At 67.0% G+C, this 22,289-nt stretch carries 20 protein-coding genes; 13 read left to right on the forward strand and 7 right to left on the reverse strand.

Translation table 11 applies throughout. The features are described 5' to 3' along the window. Nucleotides 1-197: 197 nt before the first annotated feature. The gene (locus E3O45_RS05705; protein ID WP_134442445.1) at nucleotides 198-1,334 is read left to right on the forward strand and encodes a glutamate--cysteine ligase; all 1,137 of its coding nucleotides are present in this window, start codon (nucleotides 198-200) and stop codon (nucleotides 1,332-1,334) included. 182 nt (nucleotides 1,335-1,516) lie between these two features. Here E3O45_RS05705 and E3O45_RS05710 read toward each other — a convergent pair whose 3' ends face one another. The 3 genes from E3O45_RS05710 to E3O45_RS05720 all read right to left on the reverse strand — a co-directional run bounded on the left by E3O45_RS05710 (nucleotide 1,517) and on the right by E3O45_RS05720 (nucleotide 4,894). Further along, entirely contained in the window at nucleotides 1,517-2,305 is a 789-nt protein-coding gene (locus E3O45_RS05710) for an LLM class F420-dependent oxidoreductase (RefSeq protein ID WP_134442447.1), read from the reverse strand. 323 nt (nucleotides 2,306-2,628) lie between these two features. Continuing rightward, nucleotides 2,629-4,218: a signal recognition particle protein gene (gene ffh, locus E3O45_RS05715; protein ID WP_134442449.1), complete on the reverse strand. Its 1,590-nt coding sequence runs from the start codon at nucleotides 4,216-4,218 to the stop codon at nucleotides 2,629-2,631. A gap of 79 nt (nucleotides 4,219-4,297) precedes the next feature. After that, nucleotides 4,298-4,894: a TetR family transcriptional regulator gene (locus E3O45_RS05720; RefSeq protein ID WP_134442451.1), complete on the reverse strand. Its 597-nt coding sequence runs from the start codon at nucleotides 4,892-4,894 to the stop codon at nucleotides 4,298-4,300. 62 nt (nucleotides 4,895-4,956) lie between these two features. On the opposite strand from E3O45_RS05720, the gene E3O45_RS05725 reads away from it, so the two are divergent. Beyond that, on the forward strand, nucleotides 4,957-6,453 hold the full coding sequence (locus E3O45_RS05725; RefSeq protein WP_134442453.1) for an MFS transporter: 1,497 nt from the start codon (nucleotides 4,957-4,959) through the stop codon (nucleotides 6,451-6,453). A gap of 217 nt (nucleotides 6,454-6,670) precedes the next feature. On the opposite strand, the gene E3O45_RS05730 is transcribed toward E3O45_RS05725, so the two are convergent. Continuing rightward, entirely contained in the window at nucleotides 6,671-7,174 is a 504-nt protein-coding gene (locus E3O45_RS05730; protein WP_134442455.1) for a DUF2004 domain-containing protein, read from the reverse strand. 22 nt (nucleotides 7,175-7,196) lie between these two features. Further along, entirely contained in the window at nucleotides 7,197-8,072 is an 876-nt protein-coding gene (ftsY, locus tag E3O45_RS05735) for a signal recognition particle-docking protein FtsY (protein WP_104132582.1), read from the reverse strand. On the opposite strand from ftsY, the gene E3O45_RS05740 reads away from it, so the two are divergent. The 11 genes from E3O45_RS05740 to E3O45_RS18200 all read left to right on the forward strand — a co-directional run bounded on the left by E3O45_RS05740 (nucleotide 8,071) and on the right by E3O45_RS18200 (nucleotide 17,931). Continuing rightward, the gene (locus E3O45_RS05740; protein ID WP_134442457.1) at nucleotides 8,071-8,256 is read left to right on the forward strand and encodes a hypothetical protein; all 186 of its coding nucleotides are present in this window, start codon (nucleotides 8,071-8,073) and stop codon (nucleotides 8,254-8,256) included. The two genes, ftsY and E3O45_RS05740, sit on opposite strands and share 2 nt — an antisense overlap. Before the next feature lie 137 nt (nucleotides 8,257-8,393). Then, nucleotides 8,394-10,130 carry a nitrite/sulfite reductase gene (locus E3O45_RS05745; protein ID WP_134442637.1) on the forward strand — a complete coding sequence of 579 codons (1,737 nt, stop codon included), beginning with the start codon at nucleotides 8,394-8,396 and terminating at the stop codon, nucleotides 10,128-10,130. Beyond that, entirely contained in the window at nucleotides 10,127-10,912 is a 786-nt protein-coding gene (locus tag E3O45_RS05750; RefSeq protein WP_134442459.1) for a phosphoadenylyl-sulfate reductase, read from the forward strand. Before E3O45_RS05745 ends, E3O45_RS05750 begins: the two co-directional genes overlap by 4 nt. Further along, complete coding sequence (gene cysD, locus E3O45_RS05755) at nucleotides 10,909-11,820, forward strand: sulfate adenylyltransferase subunit CysD (RefSeq protein ID WP_233195300.1); 912 nt, start codon at nucleotides 10,909-10,911, stop codon at nucleotides 11,818-11,820. Before E3O45_RS05750 ends, cysD begins: the two co-directional genes overlap by 4 nt. Next, nucleotides 11,820-12,866 carry an ABC transporter substrate-binding protein gene (locus E3O45_RS05760; RefSeq protein WP_134442461.1) on the forward strand — a complete coding sequence of 349 codons (1,047 nt, stop codon included), beginning with the start codon at nucleotides 11,820-11,822 and terminating at the stop codon, nucleotides 12,864-12,866. Before cysD ends, E3O45_RS05760 begins: the two co-directional genes overlap by 1 nt. A 4-nt stretch (nucleotides 12,867-12,870) precedes the next feature. Further along, the gene (locus E3O45_RS05765; protein WP_134442463.1) at nucleotides 12,871-14,298 is read left to right on the forward strand and encodes a sulfate adenylyltransferase subunit 1; all 1,428 of its coding nucleotides are present in this window, start codon (nucleotides 12,871-12,873) and stop codon (nucleotides 14,296-14,298) included. Next, nucleotides 14,295-15,080, forward strand: a complete 786-nt coding sequence (locus E3O45_RS05770) for an ABC transporter ATP-binding protein (RefSeq protein ID WP_134442465.1) — start codon at nucleotides 14,295-14,297, stop codon at nucleotides 15,078-15,080. The genes E3O45_RS05765 and E3O45_RS05770 overlap by 4 nt, the downstream gene beginning before the upstream one ends. Next, nucleotides 15,070-15,990 carry an ABC transporter permease gene (locus E3O45_RS05775; protein ID WP_134442467.1) on the forward strand — a complete coding sequence of 307 codons (921 nt, stop codon included), beginning with the start codon at nucleotides 15,070-15,072 and terminating at the stop codon, nucleotides 15,988-15,990. Before E3O45_RS05770 ends, E3O45_RS05775 begins: the two co-directional genes overlap by 11 nt. Nucleotides 15,991-16,034: 44 nt before the next feature. Beyond that, nucleotides 16,035-17,435, forward strand: a complete 1,401-nt coding sequence (locus E3O45_RS05780; RefSeq protein WP_134442469.1) for an FAD-dependent oxidoreductase — start codon at nucleotides 16,035-16,037, stop codon at nucleotides 17,433-17,435. Then, nucleotides 17,432-17,737 carry a ferredoxin gene (fdxA, locus tag E3O45_RS05785; protein WP_370450315.1) on the forward strand — a complete coding sequence of 102 codons (306 nt, stop codon included), beginning with the start codon at nucleotides 17,432-17,434 and terminating at the stop codon, nucleotides 17,735-17,737. The genes E3O45_RS05780 and fdxA overlap by 4 nt, the downstream gene beginning before the upstream one ends. Nucleotides 17,738-17,805: 68 nt before the next feature. After that, nucleotides 17,806-17,931: a hypothetical protein gene (locus tag E3O45_RS18200; RefSeq protein ID WP_255452959.1), complete on the forward strand. Its 126-nt coding sequence runs from the start codon at nucleotides 17,806-17,808 to the stop codon at nucleotides 17,929-17,931. Here E3O45_RS18200 and E3O45_RS05790 read toward each other — a convergent pair. Then, the gene (locus E3O45_RS05790; RefSeq protein ID WP_134442471.1) at nucleotides 17,928-18,485 is read right to left on the reverse strand and encodes a HutD family protein; all 558 of its coding nucleotides are present in this window, start codon (nucleotides 18,483-18,485) and stop codon (nucleotides 17,928-17,930) included. The two genes, E3O45_RS18200 and E3O45_RS05790, sit on opposite strands and share 4 nt — an antisense overlap. Nucleotides 18,486-18,525: 40 nt before the next feature. After that, nucleotides 18,526-22,203: a chromosome segregation protein SMC gene (gene smc / locus E3O45_RS05795; protein WP_134442473.1), complete on the reverse strand. Its 3,678-nt coding sequence runs from the start codon at nucleotides 22,201-22,203 to the stop codon at nucleotides 18,526-18,528. Nucleotides 22,204-22,289: the final 86 nt, after the last annotated feature.

A 22,289-nucleotide genomic window follows, 5' to 3' on the forward strand; every position in this document is an offset into this window, starting at 1 on the left:
CTCCAGTGTTAATTCGTTGTTTGGCGAACCTTGGGCCGTGAGCGTGGGGGCACACTCGGCATAAGCTCTATAGGATCACGTTGCACCGAGATAGAGGGTCGGGCACAACGGATCGCGACTAATCATTCTGTCAGAGATTGCGGGCATTGTGATAATCGAACCTCAACGACTTTTACCGGCCCACTCAAGGAGCCCCCGTGCCACTGGAATTCGCCCGATCCGCCCGATCCACCGTGGGCATCGAGTGGGAGGTCGCCCTCGTCGACCGCTCGACCGGCGATTTGGTCAATATCGCCGACGAAGTGCTCGACGCCCTGCGCGGCCCCGACGGCTCCGCCCACCCAACGATCACCGGCGAGCTGCTGCTCAATACGGTCGAGCTGGTTTCGGGCGTGCACACCACCGTAGGCGGTGCGGTAGCGGATGTCGCCGGCCAGCTCGGCGAGGTGCGCCGCGTGCTTTCGGGACGCGAGGTCGACCTGATCTGCAGCGGATCGCATCCGTTTGCGCAGTGGTTCGACCAGACCGTCACCGACAAAGCGCGCTATCACAAGCTCATCGACCGCACCCAGTGGTGGGGCCGCAATATGATGATCTGGGGAATCCACGTGCACGTCGGCATCGAGGACAAGGCCAAGGTCATTCCGATCATGAACGGCCTGCTCACCTACGTGCCACACCTGCAGGCGCTGAGCGCGTCGAGCCCGTTCTGGGCCGGCGTCGACACCGGCTATGCCAGCAACCGTTCGCTCATGTTCCAGCAGCTGCCGACTGCCGGACTGCCCTGGGACCTGCCCGATTGGGAAGCCTGGGAGCGCTACGTCGACGACATGGCCGTGACCGGCATCATCGAGGACGTCACCGAGGTGCGCTGGGATATTCGCCCGTCGCCGCGCTGGGGCACGATCGAGATTCGAGTCTGCGACGGCGTCTCGACGGCCGTGGAGCTCGGCGCGATCGCCGCGTTCATCCAGTGCCTGGTCGAGTGGATGTCCACCCGCCTCGACGCGGGGCAAGACGTTCCGCGCATGCAGCCGTGGTTCGTGCGCGAGAACAAGTGGCGGGCCGCCCGCTATGGGCTGGGCGCCGAGATCATCCTCGATGCTGCGGGCGCCGAGTGTCTGGTAACGGATGATGTGCGTCGCCTCATCGAGATCCTCTCCCCCGTCGCCGAGCGGCTCGGCTGCCTGCCGGAGCTGCTCGGACTGCACCGCATCATCGATGAGGGCGGCAGCTACCAGCGCCAGCTCGCCGTCGCGGCCGCGCATGATGGCAGCCTGCCGGCGGTGGTGGCGGCGCTCAGCCACGAGCTCGCGGAGGGGCTCGGGAGCTAGCGCGTTGGCTGCACGCGCGCCCAAGTCGTGCGGTCGCCAGGCGCCGGTTCGCTGCACGGGCGCCCCTTCGTGGCTCGCGCGCAGCGCACACCAGCAGCGCGAGCCGCACCAGCCGCACCAGCAGCGCGAGCAACGCGAGCCGCACGAGCAGCGCGGGGCCGCGCCAGCAGCATCCGCTCGGGTCAGGCGTTCTTGCTGTCGCGCCAGGCCAGCCAGTCGGCGGCCTGGCCGAGGTCGTAGTCGGGGCCGGAGATTCCTACGGTGAACAGGCGCGTGCCGAGGTCGTAGAGCGCATCGGCGTCGTCCACCGTGCGGCCGCGCAGCTCGGTGGAGATCTCGATCTCACTCAGGTCGCGGCCGACCTCGTCGCACCAGGCGCCGAGCACGCCGAGCTTGTGCTCGAGCACCTCGGGGTTGGAGAACGAGTGCCAGATATCGGCGTGCTGGGCGACGATGCGCAGGGTTTTCTTTTCGCCGCCACCGCCGATGAGCACCGGGATGTCGCGGGTGGGCGGCGGGTTGAGCCTGGCCCAGCGGGCCTCGATGCGGCCGAGGCTGGTATCGAGGGCGTTCAGCCGAGTGCCGGGAGTGCCGAACTCGTAGCCGTATTCCTGATAGTCGCGCTCGAACCAGCCCGCGCCGGTGCCGAAGATGAAGCGACCGCCGCTGATGTGGTCGATCGTGCGCGCCATGTCAGCCTGCAGGTCGGCGTTCCGGTAGCTGTTGCAGTTGACCAGGGCGCCGAACTGAATGGTCGTGGTCTGCTCGGCCCAGGCGGCGAGGATGGTCCACGACTCGAAGTGCAGACCATCGGGCTCGCCCGTGAGCGGAAAGAAGTGGTCCCAGTTGAAGGCGATGTCGGCGCCGAGCGCCTCCACTTCGGTGAGGGTGTCGCGAATCTTGGAGTACTGGGCGTGCTGCGGGGCAATCTGCACACCGATGCGCACGTTGTGGTTCGTCGTCGAAGTCATGCGTCCAGCCTAGGACTGCCCACGGTTCGTGCCCCGGCGCCCAGGCCCCCAGGCCCCCAGGCCCCCAGCGCCGACCGAAGGCCACTGCACGCGCACAACTCCTGCAATTTTTTCGGCGAGCACCGCGGATCCCAGTAATTTGCCGGGAACGGCCTTCTGGCACTCACGATTTGCAGGAGTTGCGCGCGGTCCACGGGCTCAGCGAGAAGATTGGGCCCACGTTCTGCGACCGGGCCCGGGCCCGGAAACTGGGCCCATGATCCATCAAGGGCCCGCTTCCGTAAGGTGGGCCCGGCCCACCAAAGGCTTTCCCCAAACGGATGCTACCGGCCGAGCATTTTCTGCAGCGCGGCCATTTCCTCTTCGGTGGGACCGCCGGCCTTGCCCTTGCCTGGCTGGGCGCCGGAGCCGAGGCCGAAACCGGAGCCGGCGGCATCCGCTTTGGAAGACTCCCCGGCAGGCTTGACGCCCGAGGCAATCGCGGCGTTCTCGGCAGCGCGTTTGGCTGGGTTGCCCGACTTGGAGCCCTTCTTCTTGGCCACCTGCTTGGGCTTGCCGCCGTAGCCGGCACCGGGAATGGGGCCCATGCCGGGGATATTGGGCATGCCACCCTTGGCGACCGTCTTCATCATCTTGGCGGCCTGTTCGAAGCGCTGCACAAGCTGGTTCACCTCGGTGACGGTCATGCCCGAACCCTTCGCGATGCGCATGCGGCGCGATCCGTTGAGCAGTTTCGGGGTGGTGCGTTCAAGCTTGGTCATCGACTGGATGATGGCCTCGGTGCGCACGATCTCGCGCTCGTCGAAGTTCTCGAGCTGCGCCTTCATGGCGCCGGCGCCGGGCAGCATGCTCATCATCTTCTTGATCGAACCCATGTTGCGCAGCTGCTGCATCTGGCCGAGGAAGTCGTCGAGGGTGAAGGAGTCGGTCGCGAACTTCTCGGCGACCTTGCGGGCCTCGTCTTCGTCGAACGCACCCTGCGCCTGCTCGATCAGGGTGAGGATGTCACCAAGGTCGAGGATGCGGCCGGCCATGCGGTCCGGGTGGAACGGTTCGAAGTCGTCGAGTCCTTCACCGGTCGAGGCGAACATGATCGGGCGTCCGGTGAGCGAAGCGACCGACAGGGCGGCGCCACCGCGGGCGTCACCGTCGAGCTTGGTGAGCACGACGCCGGTGAAGTCGACGCCGTCCTGGAAGGCCTTCGCCGTGGCGACGGCATCCTGGCCGATCATGGCGTCGATGACGAAGAGCACCTCGTCTGGATCGATCGCCTTGCGAATGTTGGCGGCCTGCTTCATGAGCTCAGCGTCGACGCCCAGACGTCCGGCGGTGTCCACGATGACGACGTCGTGAACCTTCTGCAGGGCGTACTTCACGCCGTCGCGGGCGACCTTGACCGGGTCGCCGACACCGTTTCCGGGCTCGGGCGCGTAGACGGCGACACCGGCCTGTTTAGCGACGACCTCGAGCTGGGTGACCGCGTTGGGGCGCTGTAGGTCGGCGGCGACGAGCAGCGGGGTGTGGCCGTCTTTGGCCAGCCACTTCGCGAGCTTGCCGGCGAGGGTGGTCTTACCGGCACCCTGCAGGCCCGCGAGCATGATGATGGTCGGCGGCTTCTTGGCGAATTCCAGCCGGCGCTGCTGGCCGCCGAGAATCGTAATGAGCTCGTCGTTGACGATCTGCACAACCTGCTGGGCCGGGTTCAGCGCCTTGCTGACCTCGTCGCCCAGGGCGCGTTCGCGCACCTTGCCGGTGAAATCCTTGACGACCTCGAGGGCGACGTCGGCGTCGAGCAGGGCGCGACGGATCTCACGAACGGTGCCGTCGACATCCGCTGCGCTGAGCTTGCCCTTGGTGCGGAGGTTTTTGAACGTCTCGGCAAGACGTTCTGAGAGGTTTCCAAAAGTTGCCATGATGCGTTTAGTTTAACCGGTGGCCGCTGCTACTTCGAAACGGATGCTGAGGCGCGGTTCCGTCAAATTCGGGCGAGCGTCAGTTCTGCGCCGCCACACTCGGTGCAATCAGCCGCTCGACCGCACGAACGACGTTGGCTCGGCGAACCGCGATTGCCGTCACGTCCGGAGGGCCGCCGTGCGCGAGCGCCGCCCCGGGCTCGTGTACCCAGGCCGAGGCGATGCCGAAGATGAGTGTCATGAGCTGAGCCGGTTGCCAGGAAGCATCGACCCGACCGGCTGTCTGTGCCAGACGGATGCGCCGCACCTGTTCGTCCCGATAGCCCAGCATGACGTCGAGGGCCGGCAGCCAGGTACCGTCGGTCTCGAGGCGGGCCCAGTCGATCATGCGCAGGTGGTCGCCGTGCTCGACGGCGTGGTCGAACAACGCCCCGGCGAAGGCCGGCACATCGTTGTCGGTGAGCACGGCGTCGCTTGCGAACTCGCGCAGGTTGAGCTCCAACACCTCGAGAAATAGCTGCTGCTTGTCGGAGTAGTAGGCGTAGAGGCGTTCCTTGCTCGCCGCGGCGCTCTTGGCGATGCGGTCGATGCGGGCCCCGGCTAGTCCGTAGGCGGCGAATTCGGTGCGCGCCGCCTCGAGAATGCGGGTCTGGGGGTCTGCTCCGTCGCGTGCCATGTTTTGACTCTAGTTCACAAAAACGAACTAGTTCGTTCGGTTTGCACGATAGAGTCACTGTTATGCCCGGTATCAGCACAAATCAGTCCAGTTCTGCCCCGCCCGCGTCGGCGGCCACCGCGCCCCACCCACGAAAGTGGTTGCTGCTGGCCATCGTGGCGCTCGCCCAGCTCACCGTCGTACTCGACGGAACCATCGTGAACATTGCGCTCCCCCAGGCACAGACCGCGCTCGGCATGAGCGACGGCGAGCGCACCTGGGTCGTCACGCTGTACTCGCTTGTCTTCGGCGCGCTGCTACTGCTCGGCGGGCGTATTGCCGACTTCTGGGGCCGCAAACGCTCCTTCATCGTGGGCATGGCCGGGTTCGCCATTGCCTCGGCCCTCGGCGGCGCCGCCCAGAGCACCTGGGAGCTACTCGCCGCCCGCGGCCTGCAGGGCCTGTTCGCCGCGCTCCTCGCGCCAGCCTCGCTCGCCCTGCTCACGGTCAACTTTCCCGGCGGCAAGGACCGCATCAAAGCCTTCGCCGTCTACGGCGCGATCGCCGGCGGCGGCGCGGCGGTCGGCCTCATCCTCGGCGGCGTGCTCACCGAGTATGCGAGCTGGCGTTGGTGCCTCTACGTGAACGTACCGATCGCCATCGTGGCGATTGCGGCCGCCATCCCGGTCGTTCGCGAGAGCAAGGCACACGGAAACACCCGATATGACGTGCCGGGGACTATTCTCGTGGCACTCGGCCTCGGATCCCTGGTATTCGGCTTCGCGCAGGCCGAGAATGGGTGGGCCAGCTGGCCCGTGCTCGTCTGCCTCCCACTCGGACTGGTGTTACTCGTGCTGTTCGTGCTGGTGGAAAAGCGGTCGAATCATCCGCTGCTGCCGTTGCGCATTATGGCCAACAAGGTACGCGGCGGAGCTTTCCTCACGGCGCTGCTGTCGGGCGCTGGACTGCTCGGAGGGCTCCTCTTTCTCACCCTGTACTTTCAAATCGTGCTGGGCTACACCCCGATTCAGTCCGGTCTGGCTTCCCTGCCGATGACCGCGACGATCATGATCGGTGCTGGCGTCCTGTCGAAGTTTCTGGCGCGTACCGGCGTGCAGATTCCGATGACCGTCGGACCGATCGTCGGCGCGGCCGGGCTGCTCTGGATGACTCAGATCACGGTGAGCGGCAACTATGCGCTCGAGGTGCTGCCGGGGCTCATCCTGCTCGGGCTCGGCCTCGCGATGATCTTCGTGCCGCTGCAGAACGTGGCGCTGTCGGGAATCGCCGAGCATGATGCCGGTGCGGCGAGCGCTGCGGTGACGGCGATGCAGCAGATCGGCGGATCGCTTGGAACCGCCCTGTTCACCGCGCTGTACACCGCTGCGGTGAGCTCATACCTGATCGGTAAGGTTCCCGCCGAAGCCGTTCAGTTGGGCGCTCTCGTGAGCGGATACCAGTCCGCCTTCCTGTGGGCGGCCATCATTATCTTCGCGGCGGGGCCCATCGCCTTCTTCCTGGTGCGCCCGCGCAAGGAAGACCTGCTCGGCGCGGGGCAGGCCGCACAACACCTCGGGTAGCCCGGTTCGGGGCTGCCAGCGCTCACCCGGGCCCACCTTAAGGAAGGGGGCCCACGATAGATCATGGGCCCGGTTTCCGGGCCCGGGCCCGGAAAGAAAGAGGGTGCCTGCCTCAGGGCGGTACCCAGGGGCTCCGGACTGCTGCCTGGGCCCACCTTAAGGAAGCGGGCCCACGATACATCATGGGCCCGGTTTCCGGGCCCGGGCCCGGTCGAAGTTAGCTGTCCAGGGCTACCTGGACAGTGTCGCCGTGCACGTCGATTGTCACAACGAGCAGGCCGTCGGTGTCGTCGGGGCTGATGGCGTATTCGAGCACCGCGAAGTGCGCTTCGCTGCCGGCGCGGTGCGGGTGAAAGCCGATGCGCTGCAGGCGCAGCGAACGCAGGAAGTCAATCTGCTGGTCGCCGGAATCCCAGATGATGGCGTTTTCGATCGCTTCCTGGTCCATTTCGTCGAGCTGCTCGGCGATGTATTGGCTGGTCACGGAGACCTCGGCCGACAGATCGGCGACGAGGGATTCCCGCACCTGGGAGTCGAGGTCCTCCATCGACCCGATCATGGCCGCGGCGATATCGAGCGCTTCGGCGGTGACCGAATCTTCGTCGGGCGAGCTGAGGTCGATCTCGACGCTCTGGTCTCCGAGCTCAGCCGACTCCGACCAGTACACCTCGCCCTCGTCTTCGTCGCCGAGAATTCCGAAGAAATCGTGTTCGATGCTCATAGTGCTCCTCTTAAATTCTTCATCAGCCGACGAGTTTTTGTGCGAACACGTGCGGGGTGAAACCGGTGAGGTCGTTGATGCCCTCACCCTGCCCGACCAGCTTGATCGGAATGCCGGTCTTTTCCTGCACGGCGAGCACGAAGCCGCCACGCGCTGAGCCGTCAAGTTTGGTCAGTACGAGACCGGTCACCCCGGCGTGCTCGATGAACGCCTCGGCCTGGGCAAGCCCGTTCTGACCAGTCGTGGCGTCGAGCACGAGCAGCACCTCGGCGATCGGTCCCTGCTTTTCGACGACCCGGCGAATCTTGGTCAGCTCGTCCATCAGTCCGCCCTTGGTCTGCAACCGCCCGGCGGTGTCGATGAGCACGATCTCGATGCCCTCGTTCTTCGCCTTCTCCACGGTCTGAAAGGCGACGGAGGCCGGATCCTGGCCGGTCATCTGCGGCTTCACGATCTGCGCCCCGGCTCGTTCGGCCCAGGTCGCCAGCTGCTCGACCGCCCCCGCTCGAAAAGTGTCGGCCGCACCGATCACGACGCTGCGACCGTAGGTCTGCAGAAACTTGGCGAATTTGCCGATCGTGGTGGTCTTGCCGACGCCATTGACGCCGACGACGAGCACGATGGCCGGCCGTTCGGAGAGGGTCAGGGTGGAGTCGAGAACGGACAGCCGCTCTTCAATTCCCTCGCGCAGCATCCGCTGTAAATCGGCCGGGTCGGTCGTGTTGTACTTGGCGACCTTGGCACGCAGGTCGGCGATGACCGACTCGGTGATATTCGGGCCGAAATCGGCCTGCAGCAGGGCGTCCTCGAGGTCGTCCCAGGTCTGTGCGTCGATGGTCTTCTTCGTGAACATTCCGCGCAGTGCGCCGGAGAGGGACCAGGGGGTGCGTTCAGCCATGTCCCTAGCCTACGGGGGCGCCGCCGCCTTGCGCGCGGCGAGCGGCAACAGCTTGTCCCCGTGGCGGCAATGGCCGGTGAGCGGCACCATCCAAGCGGATGTCCGCGACACCACTCAGGCGCCGCCGGCATCCACTGCCCGGAAGGCGCGCCGAGTACCCGGCGGCCTGTGTGACGCTGCGTGACAGTGTGTGACAGCACGTGACCCTCGGCTGCGACATTGCACCGTGGTCGCAGTAGCGTTGGCGGGGTCGCTCCGATAGAAATCATTGGAGCGGCGCCGCAAACCGAGGGAGCCGACGTGCCGAACGAAACCGAGACGGTGCCCACCGTCACGACGGGGGCCGAGAACGCTCCGGCGGCAGCCACCAAGCTGGCAGCAGCCCGCTCGCCGCGGCCATCCACCCGTCCGAACGGCCAGTGGAAGATCGACGGTACCGAACCGCTCAACGGCAACGAGGTCTGGAAACAGGTCGACAATGGCCTCGCCGTTCGCGGACGCATCGAGCAGATCTATTCCAAGCAGGGGTTCGACTCAATCGACGGCACCGACCTGCACGGCCGTTTTCGCTGGTGGGGCCTCTACACGCAGCGCAAGCCCGGCATCGACGGCGGCAAGACCGCCACTCTGGAGCCGGAAGAGCTCGAAGACCGCTACTTCATGCTTCGGGTGCGCATCGACGGCGGCCAGCTCACGACCGAACAGGCCCGCGTGATCGGTGAGGTGTCCCGCGACTTCGGCCGCGACACCGCCGACCTGACCGACCGCCAGAACATTCAGCTGCACTGGATCCAGATCGAGGACATGCCCGAAATCTGGCGCCGCCTCGAAGCCGTCGGCCTCGAAACCACCCAGGCCTGCGGCGACGTGCCGCGTGTGTTCCTCGGCTCCCCCGTGGCCGGCATCGCCGCCGACGAACTCATCGACCCGACCGAGTCGATCAACGAGCTTGCCCGCAAATATCTCGGCACCGACGAATTCGCCAACCTGCCGCGCAAGTTCAAGACCGCCATCACCGGTCACCCCAGCCAGGACGTCGTGCACGAGATCAACGACATCGGCCTCGTGGCCGTGGAGCACCCCGAACTCGGCATCGGCTACGACCTCTGGGTCGGCGGCGCGCTCAGCACCACCCCGCGTCTGGCCGAACGGCTCGGAGCCTTCGTCGCTCCCGACCAGGTGTCCGAGGTTTGGCGCGGCGTCGTCTCCATCTTTCGGGACTACGGCTACCGCCGCCTGCGCGGCAAGGCCCGCCTCAAGTTTCTGCTCGCCGAGTGGGGCACCGACAAGTTCCGTCGTATTCTCGAAGACGAATATCTCGGTCATACCCTGCCCGACGGCCCCGCCGCACCGCGCCCGAAGACGCAGGGCGACCACATCGGTGTGCACAAGCAGAAGGACGGCCGCTTCTACATCGGGCTGGCCCCCTTCGTCGGTCGTATCTCCGGTCAGACCCTGACCCGGGTCGCCGACCTGCTCGAAGCCCACGGTTCGAGCCGACTGCGCACCACGCCGCACCAGAAGCTCGTCGTGCTCGACATCGCCGAAGAACACGTCGAACCCCTGATCGCGGCCCTCGACGAGATCGGGCTGTCGGCCCGCCCGAGCCTGTTCCGCCGCTCGACCATCGCCTGCACCGGCATTGAATTCTGCAAGCTCGCCATCGTCGAGACCAAGCAGACGGCAACGGATGCCATCCTCGAGCTGGAGAAACGGCTCGCCGGAATCGATGCCCCGCACCCGATCAGCCTGCACGTGAACGGATGCCCCAACTCCTGCGCCCGCATTCAGACTGCGGACATCGGGCTCAAGGGTCAGCTGCTGCCCGACGGCAACGGCGGGTCCACCCCCGGCTTCCAGGTGCACCTCGGCGGCGGCCTGGTCTCCGCCGACCGTGACGAGGCCGGCCTCGGCCGTACCGTGCGCGGCCTCAAGGTAACCGCCGAGAACCTCGCCGATTATGTCGAGAGCCTCGTGCTGCGTTTTCTAGCCGCCCGCACCGACGACGAAACCTTTGCCCAGTGGGCGCACCGCGCCGACGAGGAGGACCTCAAATGAGCGCCATCAATTTGAACGCGGTCAAACAGGCCGCGGCATCCGTTACCCGTGACCTGCCACCGCGCCGACCGGCCGCCGAACTGCAGGCCCTCGCCGAAGCTGGCTCAGCCGAACTGGAAGCGGCCGCAGCAGCCAACGGCCGCGAGGCCACCGCTGCGGAGGTCGTGGCCTGGGTCGCGCGCAACTTCGGCGCCGACAGTGTCGCCGTCGCCTGCTCCATGGCCGACGCGGTGCTCCCCGAGATCGTGTCGAAGCAGCTGCCCGACGTCGACGTACTCTTTCTCGATACCGGCTACCACTTCGCCGAAACCTACGAGACCCGCGACGCCGTCGCCGCCGCCCTTCCGGTAACGGTGGTCGACGTGCTGCCGCTCACGACAGTTCCGGAGCAGGATGCCGCGCACGGCGCCGAACTGTTCGCCCGCGACCCCAACTCCTGCTGCGCCATGCGCAAGGTGGAACCGCTACAGCGTTCGCTCGGCGGCTACGAACTGTGGTTCACCGGTGTGCGCCGCGACGAAGCCCCTACCCGCGCCAACACGCCCCTGGTCACCTGGGACGAACGCAATGGCCTGGTCAAGGTCAACCCGGTCGCCGCCTGGAGCTACGACGAACTGATGGATTACGCCACCGAGAATCACGTGCCGGTGAACGTACTCCTGTCGCGGGGCTACCCCTCCATCGGCTGTGCCCCGTGCACCCAGCCCGTCGCGGCGGGAGCCGATCCCCGTTCCGGCCGTTGGGCCACCCTCGAGAAGACAGAATGCGGGCTCCACCTATGACTACCACGACGGCACACCGCCTTTCCGAACTCGACGTGCTCGAGAGCGAAGCCATCCACATTATTCGTGAGGTCGTCGCCGAGTTCGAGCGGCCCGTGCTCATGTTCAGCGGCGGCAAGGACTCCGTCGTGGTACTGCACCTCGCCGCGAAGGCCTTTTGGCCGGGCAAGATTCCCTTCTCGCTGCTGCACGTGGACACCGGCCACAACTTCCCCGAGGTGCTGGAGTTTCGCGACAAGACCGTCGCCGCGCACGGGGTGCGCCTCACGGTCGCCAAGGTCGAGGATTACGTCGCCGACGGACGTCTCGCCGAACGCGCCGACGGCACCCGCAACCCGCTGCAGACCCTCCCGCTGCTCGACGCGATCGCCGCCGGCCGGCACGACGCTGTCTTCGGTGGCGCCCGCCGCGACGAAGACAAAGCCCGCGCCAAGGAACGCATCCTCTCCCTGCGCGACGAATTCGGCCAGTGGGACCCGCGCAACCAGCGCCCCGAACTGTGGAACCTCTACAACGGCCGCCACACCGTCGGCCAGCACGTGCGCGCCTTCCCGATCAGCAACTGGACCGAACTCAACGTCTGGCGCTACATCGAACGCGAAAACATCGAGCTGCCCCCGCTTTACTACGCCCACGAGCGTGAGGTCTACCGCCGCGACAATATGTGGCGCTCGGTCAGCCCGGTCAGCCTGCCCCGCGCCGACGAAACCGTCGAAACACGCACGGTGCGCTACCGAACGGTGGGTGATATGAGCTGCACCGGTGCGGTCGACTCGACCGCAGCATCCGTCGCCGATGTCGTGCGCGAAGTGGGCGTTTCCACCATCACCGAACGAGGCGCAACCCGCGCCGACGACCGCATTTCAGAGGCCGCCATGGAAGACCGCAAAAAGGAAGGATACTTCTGATGCGCGTCCCCATCTCCGCGGTCGGCGTCGCCCTGGCCGTGACGGTGCTGCTGAGCGGATGCTCCGGCGCGGCCTCCGCCACCGGGCCGGTCCAGGAAATCCGACTTGGCTACTTCGACAACCTCACCCATGCCCCGGCCCTGGTCGGCATCGAGCAGGGATTCTTCGCCGACGCCCTCGGCGAGACGACCCTGACCGCCCAGGCTTTCGGCGCCGGTCCGGCCGCGATCGAGGCGCTCAGCGCCGGTGCTATCGATGCCGCCTACGTCGGTCCGAGCCCGGCCGTCAACACGTTTGTTCAGAGCAAGGGGCAGAGCGCGGTGATCGTGGCGGGTGCCACAATCGGCGGCGCCGCCCTCGTCGTGCGCGACGGCATCGACTCCCCCGCCGACCTCGCCGGCACGACTCTCGCCTCCCCGCAGCTCGGCAACACGCAGGACGTTGCCCTCCGCTCCTGGCTCGAGGACGAGGGTTACGAGACCAGCACGACCGGTGGCGGCGACGTGACGGTCACCCCGACCGACAACGCCCGCGCGCTCACCCTGCTGCAGAGTGGGCAGATCGACGGCGCCTGGCTGCCCGAACCCTGGGTCTCTCGGCTGGTGCTCGAAGCGGATGCTCACGTGCTCGTCGAAGAATCATCCCGGTGGCCGAACGGCGAATTCCCCACGACCGTGCTGCTTGTCGGTGCTGATTTCAATCGCGACCACCCGGAAACGGTGCGGGCGCTGCTCGAGGGACACACGGCATCCATTGCCTGGCTGAACGAGCACCAGGCCGAGGCGGCCGGCGTGATCAACGCGAAGCTGACCGCCGACACCGGCAAGCCGCTCGCCGACGCGGTCATCGAACGCGCATTGGTCGGCCTGCACTTCACCAATGACCCCCTGGCCGGCACTTTTCCGGTCTCGCTGAAACGAGCAGTCTCTGCCGGCCTCGCAAAAGACGGCGACCTCAATGGCTTGTTTGACCTGACCCAGCTCAACGGCATTCTCGCCGCAGCGCAAGGCGCGCCTGTTTCAGCCGCCGGACTCGGAACGGAGTAATCGCATGACCCTCATCATTGATACCCAGGACCTCACCACGGAAGCCGCCGTCGCCGCCCCCGAAGGCACCCTATTCCGCTTCGCGACGGCCGGTTCGGTCGACGACGGCAAGTCCACCCTCGTGGGCCGGCTGCTGCACGACTCGAAGGCGATCCTCGCCGACCAGCTCGAAGCCGTCACCCGCACGTCCACCGAGCGTGGCTTCGGCGGCGAGAACGGTGGCATCGACTTCGCCCTGCTGACCGACGGCCTGCGCGCCGAACGCGAACAGGGCATCACCATCGACGTGGCCTACCGCTACTTCGCGACTCCCGCCCGCTCGTTCATTCTCGCCGACTGCCCCGGCCACGTGCAGTACACCCGCAACATGGTCACTGGCGCCACCACAGCGGATGCCGTCATCATGCTCATCGACGCCCGCAAGGGCGTGCTCGAGCAGACCCGCCGGCACCTCAGCGTCGTCGCCCTGCTGCGCGTGCCGCACGTAATCGTCGCGGTCAACAAGATCGACCTCCTCGATTACAACGAGGCCTCCTTCCGTGAGGTGGAGGCGAGCGTTCGCCTGGTCACCGCCGAACTCGGCCTCGGTTCTGACTCGCGTGCGGAGGTCCATGTCATTCCCGTGTCGGCCTTGGTCGGCGACAACGTCGTCGACCGCTCCGAGCGCACCCCCTGGTATACCGGTCCGAGCCTGCTCGAACTGCTAGAAACCCTCACCGTGATCGACGACCTCGACGACAGTGGGCGCGCCACCGAGGCGTTCCGCCTGCCGGTTCAGCTCGTGCTGCGGCCGCAGGGCGCGGTCGTCGTCTCCCCGGAACTGGCCGATTCCTACCGCGACTACCGGGCCTACGCCGGGCAGGTCGCGAGCGGCAGCATCAAGGTCGGCGACATGGTGAGCGTCGAGCCCGGCGGCGGCACCAGCACCGTCACCGGTATCGACTTCGCCGGAGTGCAGCTCGACGAGGCTTTCGCGCCCCAGTCGATCGCGCTGCGCCTGGCCGACGACCTCGACATCGCCCGCGGCGCCGTCATCGCGGCCGCAGGTACCCTTCCCCCGATCACCCGCGCCCTCGAAGCCGATTTGTTCTGGCTCGACCCGCGTCCGCTCGCACCGGGGGCCCGCGTGCTCCTGAAGTTCGGCACGACCGTCGTGCAGGCCCTGATTCGCGAGGTCACCGGCCGCCTCGACCTCACGACCCTCGGCGTCGAACCCGCCACCAGCCTGGCCGTGAACGATATCGGGCAGGCCAACATCCGTTTGTCGCGCGATTTGCCGGTGGAACGCTATGCGCAGAATCGTCGCTCCGGGGCGTTCCTGGTCATTCACCCGCAGGACGGCGCAACCCTGGCCGCCGGTATCGTCACCGCGCCGGGCGAGCCCACCCGCGCCGGCGACGGCTCGGGTGCCGGGTCGGACGTGTCGCCGTGACCTCCCTGACCAGCGTGTCTGTCGCCCCGGCCCCGACCGCGCTCGAACCCGTCGCGATCACGATCGATGGCCTCGGTAAGCGCTACGGCACCGGTCCGCTCGTGCTCGATGACATCAACCTGTCGATCGAAGCAGGCCAGTTCGTCTGCCTGCTCGGGGCAAGCGGATGCGGAAAGTCCACGCTGCTCAACATCATTGCCGGCCTGGAGAAACCCACCGAGGGCGCCGTCACCGTGGCGAGCGGCAAGGCCGCCGTCATGTTCCAGGACGCAGCGCTGTTTCCGTGGCTGACGGCCCGCCGCAACGTGGAGCTGGCCCTGAAACTGCGCGGGGTTCCGCGCAAGGACCGCCGTGCGGATGCCCTCGAACTGCTCGACCTGGTCAACCTCGCCGATGCCGCCGACAAACGCCCGCACGAACTCTCCGGGGGTATGCGGCAGCGGGTCGCCCTGGCCCGCTCGCTCGCGCAGGACCGCAAGGTGCTGCTGATGGACGAACCCTTCGCCGCGCTCGACGCCATCACCCGCGACCTGCTGCACGAAGAACTCGAACGGGTCTGGCGCCAGACCGGCCGCACGATCGTGTTCGTCACCCACAACGTGCGCGAGGCCGCACGGCTGGGACAGCGCATTCTGCTGATGTCCTCACGCCCAGGCCGCATCGTCAACGAATGGACCATCACCGACACCGGCTCCCGCCGGATCGAGTCCCCCGAGGTCGCCCGCCTCGGTGACGAAATCACTGACCAGCTGCGCGAGGAGATCCGCCGTAATGCCGCTTGATGCTCGCACCGACACCATTCGTGGCGGAGCGACCAACGACCCGAGCCACGACGAACTGCGCCGCCTCGAAGCCGGTTTGGATTCGCTGCAGGCCGTTCCCGAAACGCCCCGCGGCGCCTTTCGCCGCACCCTCGACGGTGTCCTTCCCCCGATTCTGCTGCTCATCGCGCTGGTCGCGGCCTGGCAGGTTTACATTCTCACCGTCAAACCCCGGCCCGACCTCACTCCCGGCCCCTTAGACGTATTCGATTCCCTCGTGAGTGCCTGGTCGAGCGACCGCCTGCAACTCGCGGTATCGACGAGCCTCGAGCGCGGCGGTCTCGGCTTTCTCATCGCCATCGCCATCGGCACCCCGATCGGGCTGCTGCTCGCGGAGTGCCGCCCGGTGCGGCGTGCGCTCGGACCGCTGCTCTCCGGCTTGCAGGTGCTCCCCTCGGTCGCCTGGGTTCCCGCCGCGATCATGTGGTTCGGCCTCACCGACGCCACGGTGTACTTCGTCATTCTGATGGGTGCTGTGCCCTCGATTGCCAATGGGCTCGTCTCGGGCGTCGACCAGATTCCACCGCAGTTGCGCCGCGTCGGCACGGTACTCGGCGCCTCGCACCTGCAGATGGCGACCCTCGTGGTGTTGCCCGCCGCCCTGCCCGGCTATTTCTCCGGTCTCAAGCAGGGCTGGGCCTTCGCCTGGCGCTCACTCATGGCCGCCGAGATCATCACCATGGGCGGCACGATCGGCTTCGGTCTCGGTTCGATGCTGCACCAAAGCCGCGAGCTCGCCGACCTGTCCGGGGTCCTCGCCACGATCCTGGTGATTCTGTTCGTCGGAATCCTGGTGGAACTCGTGATCTTCGCCCCGATCGAGCGTCGCCTGCTGCGCCGCCGCGGACTGATGGCCGCTGGCCTGCGCTGACCCGCCCGCATCCACTCTTCTTCCCGTTGTTTGAAAGGCTCCTTATGACCCCCGCTCCCTCTGCACTGCGCGTTGCCATTATCGGCGCCGGCCCGGCCGGAATCTACGCCGGCAATATTCTCAACCGGCTCGTGCTGGAGGCCGGTCACACCGTGGCCATCGACCTGTTCGATGCGCTGCCGGCCCCCTACGGCCTGATTCGCTACGGCGTCGCCCCCGACCACCCGCGCATCAAGGGCATCGTCAAGTCGTTGCAGGAGATGCTCGACGCAGGCATCATTCGTTTCATCGGCAACGTCACCTACGGCACCGACCTGACCCTGGCTGATCTGCGCGAGCACTACCACGCGGTCATCTTCGCCACCGGAGCCATTCTCGACGCCCCGCTCGTCATTCCCGGCATCGATCTGCCCGGCTCGTTCGGCGCCGCCGACTTCGTCTCCTGGTACGACGGCCACCCCGATGTGCCGCTGGAATGGCCGCTCGACGCGACCGACGTGGCCGTCATCGGAAACGGCAACGTCGCCCTCGACGTGGCCCGCATCCTGGCCAAGCACGCCGACGATCTGCTCAGCACCGACATTCCCGCCTCGGTCTACGCCGGGCTCGCCGGATCCCCGGTGACCGACGTGCACGTGTTCGGCCGCCGCGGGCCGTCACAGGTGAAATTCACCCCGATCGAACTGCGCGAGCTCGCCGACATTCCCGACGTCGACCTCGTCGTCTACGCCGAAGATTTCACTCCCGATTCGCACAGCGAACAGCTCGTCGCCAGCAACAATCAGGTCAAGATCATGACCCGCACGCTGAACGGATGGCTCACCAAGGCTCCGCTCGGCGCCTCACGTCGCCTGCACCTCCACTTTCTGCACTCGCCGGTCGAGGTGTACGGGGATGGTCGGGTGGAAGGCATCCGCTTTGAACGTACCGAACACACCGGAGACGGCGGCGTGCGGTCAACCGGCCAGATCGTCGACTACCCGGTGCAGGCCGTGTATCGCGCGATCGGCTACCGGGGCAGCGCTCTGACCGAGGTACCGTTCGACGCCGTGCGCGGCGTCATTCCGAACGACGGCGGGCGGGTGCTTGATGCCGCCGGCGAGCCTCTTGCCGGGCTGTACGCCACCGGGTGGATCAAGCGCGGCCCGGTCGGCCTGATCGGCCACACTAAGGGCGACGCCCTCGAGACGGTGACCCGGCTCGTGGCCGACCTGCCCGCGCTCGTCGCCGGCGAAACGGCTGACGAATCAGCGGAGGCGATTCTGGCCCTGCTGGCGGAGCGTAACGTCGAGTTCACGACCTGGGCGGGCTGGCGCACCCTGGACGCGCACGAGCAGCTGCTCGGCGCGCAGGACCTGGCCACTCCCGGTCGGGAGCGAGTCAAAGTCGTCTCTCGGGCCGAACAGGTTGCGATCTCTCGCACGGAAGCGTTGCTGACACTGTGACCTATGTGATTGCGCTGCCCTGCGTCGACGTCAAAGATCGTGCCTGCATCGACGAATGCCCGGTGGACTGCATCTATGAAGGCGAACGCTCCCTCTATATTCACCCCGATGAGTGCGTCGACTGCGGCGCCTGCGAGCCGGTCTGCCCGGTCGAGGCCATCTACTACGAAGACGACCTGCCCGAACAGTGGGCCGACTACTACAAGGCCAACGTCGAATTCTTCGACGACCTCGGCTCCCCGGGCGGCGCGGCCAAGGTCGGCGTGCTCGCCAAGGACCACNCGCCAAGGACCACGCGGTGATCAGCGCGCTGCCGCCGCAGGCGTAACGGCGCGACTGCTATTCTGCACGCAATGGATAAGGCTCGGGCTTGAGGCCGGCACTGTGGGTAGCACTGCTCATTGCAGGAGCACTGCTCATCGCGCTGGTGATTCTGTATGCCGCAGGCTTGCTCGGCAACGAAGCGGTGGCGAACGCCGCAACAGCATCCGCTTAGGTCGGAACCGCTTCCAGGGTGATGACGGCGAGGAATCCCCGTCCGAGCACCTCCGGGGCTGGATCGTCGCCGCGCACGGTATCGAGGGCACCCAGCTTGGCCTCCTCGCCGCCGGCGGTCACGACGGCGTTCCCCTTCAGCAGTAGGGCGAATTGGTCGTCGAACACCGGGTGGGCGCGTTTCTTCGACAGCTCGACGATCGACAGAAAGCCCTTGAACGCTCCGCGCCTCGTCATCACATTCAGGTCTCTGGTATCGCCGACCGGCAGGGCGCAGCTCGTCGCGCTGTCACCGGAAAACCGGAATGGCCGGTACTGCTCCATGGCGTGCTCTTCACCATCGACGATCACGACCATAAGCTCGCCCTCGATCACCGTGAGGATGCGGTCGACCCCTGGAAAACTCGAGAAATCACCGGCCGCGGTCACGTCGGCGATGCTGATGCGCCAGTCGAAGTCCACCGCGCCGGCGGGGGAGGACGCCACCTCGCGGGTGGTACCGCCGCCGTTACGCCAGGGGGCGGGTCGAAGAGAGTCAAATCGAATAATGTGCATGATTTCAGGCTTAGGTTAGCAGACGGCAGACGCCGAGCGGTCAGGACGCCGCCGGTTCCCGGTCGCGCTCTCGTTGGTCAGCACGAGTCCCCACGCGCTGGCCGACGACGGCGCTGACTCCGTCTTGCCGCATACTGACGCCGTAGAGGGCATCCGCTATTTCCATGGTGCGTTTCTGGTGCGTGATGACGATGAGCTGGCTGGTTTCGCGCAGATCTTCGAAGATGGTCAGCAGCCGGCCGAGATTGGCGTCGTCGAGGGCCGCTTCCACTTCGTCCATAATGTAGAACGGGCTGGGGCGGGCCTTGAAGATGGCGATCAGCAGAGCGACCGCGGCGAGGGAACGTTCACCGCCCGAGAGCAGCGACAGCCGTTCGATCTTCTTGCCGGCCGGTTTCACCGACACCTCGATGCCGGTCGTCAGCAGATCATCGGGGTCGGTGAGCCAGATACTGCCGCTGCCGCCGGGAAACAGCACCGGGAACACCTCGGCGAAGGCCGCCTGGGTGTCGTCGAAGGCGTCGGAGAAGATGGCCTGCATCTTCTCGTCGATGTCGGCGATGATGGTGAGCAGGTCGCTGCGAGTTTCGGTCAGGTCGGTGAGCTGTTCGGTGAGAAATCGGTGCCGCTGCTCGAGCGCGGCGAATTCTTCGAGCGCGAGCGGGTTGACCCTGCCCAACTGACCGAGCTTGCGTTCGGCGGCCGCGAACCGCTTCTGCTGTTCAGCCCGATTAAAGCGGATGCCGTCGGCTCTGCGGCCCGCGATGTCGCGATCGCTCCCGGTGCGGTCGTCGCTGTCGCGCTCACCGGCAGCGCGTTCACTGGCCCCACTGGCCTGCGGGGTGCTGTCGGCGCCGGATTCGGCGCCGGATTCGTTAGAGACGATCATGCCGTCGGGTGGGATCAGCTGGTCGGGCCCGTACTCGGCCACAAGCACGTCTTCGGTCAGGCCCAGTTCGCTGCCGGCCCGTTCGAGCAGAGCCGAGAGGTGCAGCTTCTTCTCGTAGATCTCGAGTTCGAGACCGTGCACGTTCTCGGTGATCGCGGCCAGCCGCTCACGCAAGGCGCTCTCGTCGAGGCGAAGCTGCTGCAGTTCGGTGTTCTGGCTGGTGCGTTCGGCCTCGGCGCTGGCCAGACGCAGCCGGGCCTCGGCGACCGAGCGGTCGGCCGCGGCGAGCACGGCCGGGAGCGCCTCGGCGACGCGGGAAGCGGCATCCACTTGGCGGCGGCGAATGACGGCGCGCCGGGCCGCGGCCTCGGCGGCCGTATGCTCGGCCGCGAGCTGCTCGGTCAGGGCAACGACGTGTGCCTCACCGGCCCGCACCCGTTCGCGGGCCGTTTCAACCTGGAGGCGAGCTTCCACCTCACGATCCCGGGCGACCTCCAGCTCACGGTAGAGCGCATCGCGCACGGTCGCATCGAGGATGGGTCGTGGCCGGGACTGGGCAGTGACCAGCGTGGCGGACGCCTCGGCGACGACGGCTTCGACCTCTTCGACGGCGCGGGTCGCGAGCGTCAGGGCGGCGCTGACCCGGGCGAGGTCGGCGGTCGCGGCGTCGGCCTGCACGGTGAGGCGACCGCGGCGTTCCGTCTGAGTGGCGAGCTGGGTTTCGAGGGCGCGCACGGCCGCCCGCGCGCTGACCGACTGCTCCTTGTGCGCGTGCAGCAGGGTACGCTGCTCGGCGAGGTCGAAGCGCACCCGCTCGATCAGCTCTGTGACCGTCGTCAGCTTTTCGGCGGCGGTGTCGCGTTCGGCGACGAGTTCGAGTTTGCTCGGCCGGGCGCCGGATCCGCCGCGCACGACCCACGGGCCCAGCACCTCACCGACGAGTGTGATGATCGTCACGGTGTCGGTCAGCTGGGCGGCGCGGGCTACGGCGAGATCGTCGGCGATCACGGTCTGGGCGAGCAGAGCACGCACTCCGACTGGCCCGTCGACGACCGACGTCGCCCAACGGATGCCCGCGCCCAGATCAACGCTGGAATCAACGCCCGGAGCCAGGGTGTCGGCACCGTCCGCGATGAGGAGTTCGACCCGGCCGAGATCGTCGGTGTGGGCGTGGCCGATGGCTTCCAGGGCTGCCTCGCGGTTGTCGGCCAGCACCGCGTCGGCGAGAGACCCGAGCGCGGCGGCGATCGCCGCCTCGAACCCGGGCTGCACGCGCACCCGGTCGGCCACCAGGCCACGGATACCGGGGAGCTGCGCGCCGAGGAGTGCGGAGGAACCGTCTTTCTGGTCGAGTGCGAGGGAAAATGCACCCTGCCGGGCCGCCTGGGCGTCGCGTTCGCGTTCGTGCTGGTGCAGCTCATCGCGCAGTCGCTCCACCTCGGCCTCGACGCGTTGCACTGCGGTCTGCGCCAGTGCGAGTGCCTCGGACAGGTCGTCGGAGTCTGGTTCTTCGGCGGCCTCGGTCACGGCCGTTTCGAGCTCGGCCAGCTGGGCTTGTGCCTTCTCGCTGCGATCGAACGCAGCGTCGAGGGCGTTCTGCTGCCGTAGTTGTTCGCCGCGTACAGCGGCCAGCCGCGACCGGGCCGTCTCGGACTGGCCGGTCAGCTGCGAGATTTCGAGATCATGCCGGGTGACGAGCACAGCCTGAGCGGCGATGTCGTCGTCGACGGCATCCAGCTGCAACCGTGCCGCCGCGCTCTGCTCCCGGGCGGTGCCCCAGGCCGTCTCGGCCGTCCCGATGCTTGCGCGCAGTTGTTCAACCTCGGCAGCAGCATCCGTCAGAATGGCGGGCGTGACGCTGAAGGCCGGACCGGTCGGCTCAGCCTGCGAACCGAGCAGGGCCAGTCGCTGGTTGGCGAGAGTGAACAGGCCGCGCAGGCGTTCCTGCACCGACTCCAGGCCAAAACTGGTGCGGCGGGCCAGATCGACGGCGTCGCCGACCTGGGCCAGTTCGAGCCGCTGCACCCGACCCTGCTTCTGCGCGAGCTGCTCCTGCAGCACGACCCGTTCGGTGTGCCGTTCGCTCTCGGTGTGATTGTGGGCGTCGAGCGCGGTGCGCAGCAGCACAACGTCGTCAGCGAGCAAGCGCGCGCGGGCATCGCGCACCACGGCGGCGATGGTCTGCGCCTCGCGGGCGATGTCGGCCTGACGGCCGAGCGGTTTGAGCTGGCGGCGAATCTCTCCGGCGAGGTCGCTCAGCCGGGTGAGGTTGGTCTGCATGGCGTCGAGCTTGCGCAGCGTTTTCTCTTTGCGACGTCGGTGTTTGAGAATGCCCGCGGCTTCTTCGATGAAGCCGCGACGCTCTTCGGGGGTCGCACGCAGCACGGCGTCGAGCTGACCCTGACCGACGATGACGTGCATCTCCCGGCCGAGACCGGAATCGCTGAGCAGCTCTTGCACATCGAGCAGCCGACAGGTGCGCCCGTTGATGGCGTATTCACTCGCGCCATTGCGAAACAGCGTGCGGGAGATGGTGACCTCGGAGTATTCGATCGGCAGGGCGCCGTCGGAGTTGTCGATGGTGAGGATGACTTCGGCCCGACCGAGCGGCCCGCGCGTTGATGTGCCGGCGAAGATGACGTCTTCCATCTTGCCGCCGCGCAGGGTTTTCACACCCTGCTCCCCCATCACCCAGGCGAGCGCGTCGACCACGTTGGACTTGCCCGACCCGTTCGGGCCGACCACACAGGTGACGCCGGGCTCGAAGGCGAACGTCGTCGGCTGCGCGAACGATTTGAACCCCTTGAGGGTGAGGCTCTTCAGATACAACGGGCACCCTTTCGGTCGGTCGGCCGCGAGTCCTGGTCTCGGGGCTGGTTCAACGGTACCCTGCGCCACCGACAGCGGCCGGGACA

The organism is Cryobacterium sp. TMS1-20-1, from assembly GCF_004402355.1.
Classification (GTDB): Bacteria; Actinomycetota; Actinomycetes; order Actinomycetales; family Microbacteriaceae; genus Cryobacterium; species Cryobacterium levicorallinum.

Coding starts and splice junctions, on each gene's coding strand:
- E3O45_RS05710 (WP_134442447.1), bottom strand. CDS start 2,305: ATGACTTCGACGACGAACCACAACGTGCGCATCGGTGTGCAGATTGCC.
- ffh (WP_134442449.1), bottom strand. CDS start 4,218: ATGGCAACTTTTGGAAACCTCTCAGAACGTCTTGCCGAGACGTTCAAA.
- E3O45_RS05720 (WP_134442451.1), bottom strand. CDS start 4,894: ATGGCACGCGACGGAGCAGACCCCCAGACCCGCATTCTCGAGGCGGCG.
- E3O45_RS05725 (WP_134442453.1), top strand. CDS start 4,957: ATGCCCGGTATCAGCACAAATCAGTCCAGTTCTGCCCCGCCCGCGTCG.
- E3O45_RS05730 (WP_134442455.1), bottom strand. CDS start 7,174: ATGAGCATCGAACACGATTTCTTCGGAATTCTCGGCGACGAAGACGAG.
- E3O45_RS05740 (WP_134442457.1), top strand. CDS start 8,071: ATGTCCCTAGCCTACGGGGGCGCCGCCGCCTTGCGCGCGGCGAGCGGC.
- ftsY (WP_104132582.1), bottom strand. CDS start 8,072: ATGGCTGAACGCACCCCCTGGTCCCTCTCCGGCGCACTGCGCGGAATG.
- E3O45_RS05750 (WP_134442459.1), top strand. CDS start 10,127: ATGAGCGCCATCAATTTGAACGCGGTCAAACAGGCCGCGGCATCCGTT.
- cysD (WP_233195300.1), top strand. CDS start 10,909: ATGACTACCACGACGGCACACCGCCTTTCCGAACTCGACGTGCTCGAG.
- E3O45_RS05760 (WP_134442461.1), top strand. CDS start 11,820: ATGCGCGTCCCCATCTCCGCGGTCGGCGTCGCCCTGGCCGTGACGGTG.
- E3O45_RS05765 (WP_134442463.1), top strand. CDS start 12,871: ATGACCCTCATCATTGATACCCAGGACCTCACCACGGAAGCCGCCGTC.
- E3O45_RS05775 (WP_134442467.1), top strand. CDS start 15,070: ATGCCGCTTGATGCTCGCACCGACACCATTCGTGGCGGAGCGACCAAC.
- E3O45_RS05780 (WP_134442469.1), top strand. CDS start 16,035: ATGACCCCCGCTCCCTCTGCACTGCGCGTTGCCATTATCGGCGCCGGC.
- E3O45_RS05790 (WP_134442471.1), bottom strand. CDS start 18,485: ATGCACATTATTCGATTTGACTCTCTTCGACCCGCCCCCTGGCGTAAC.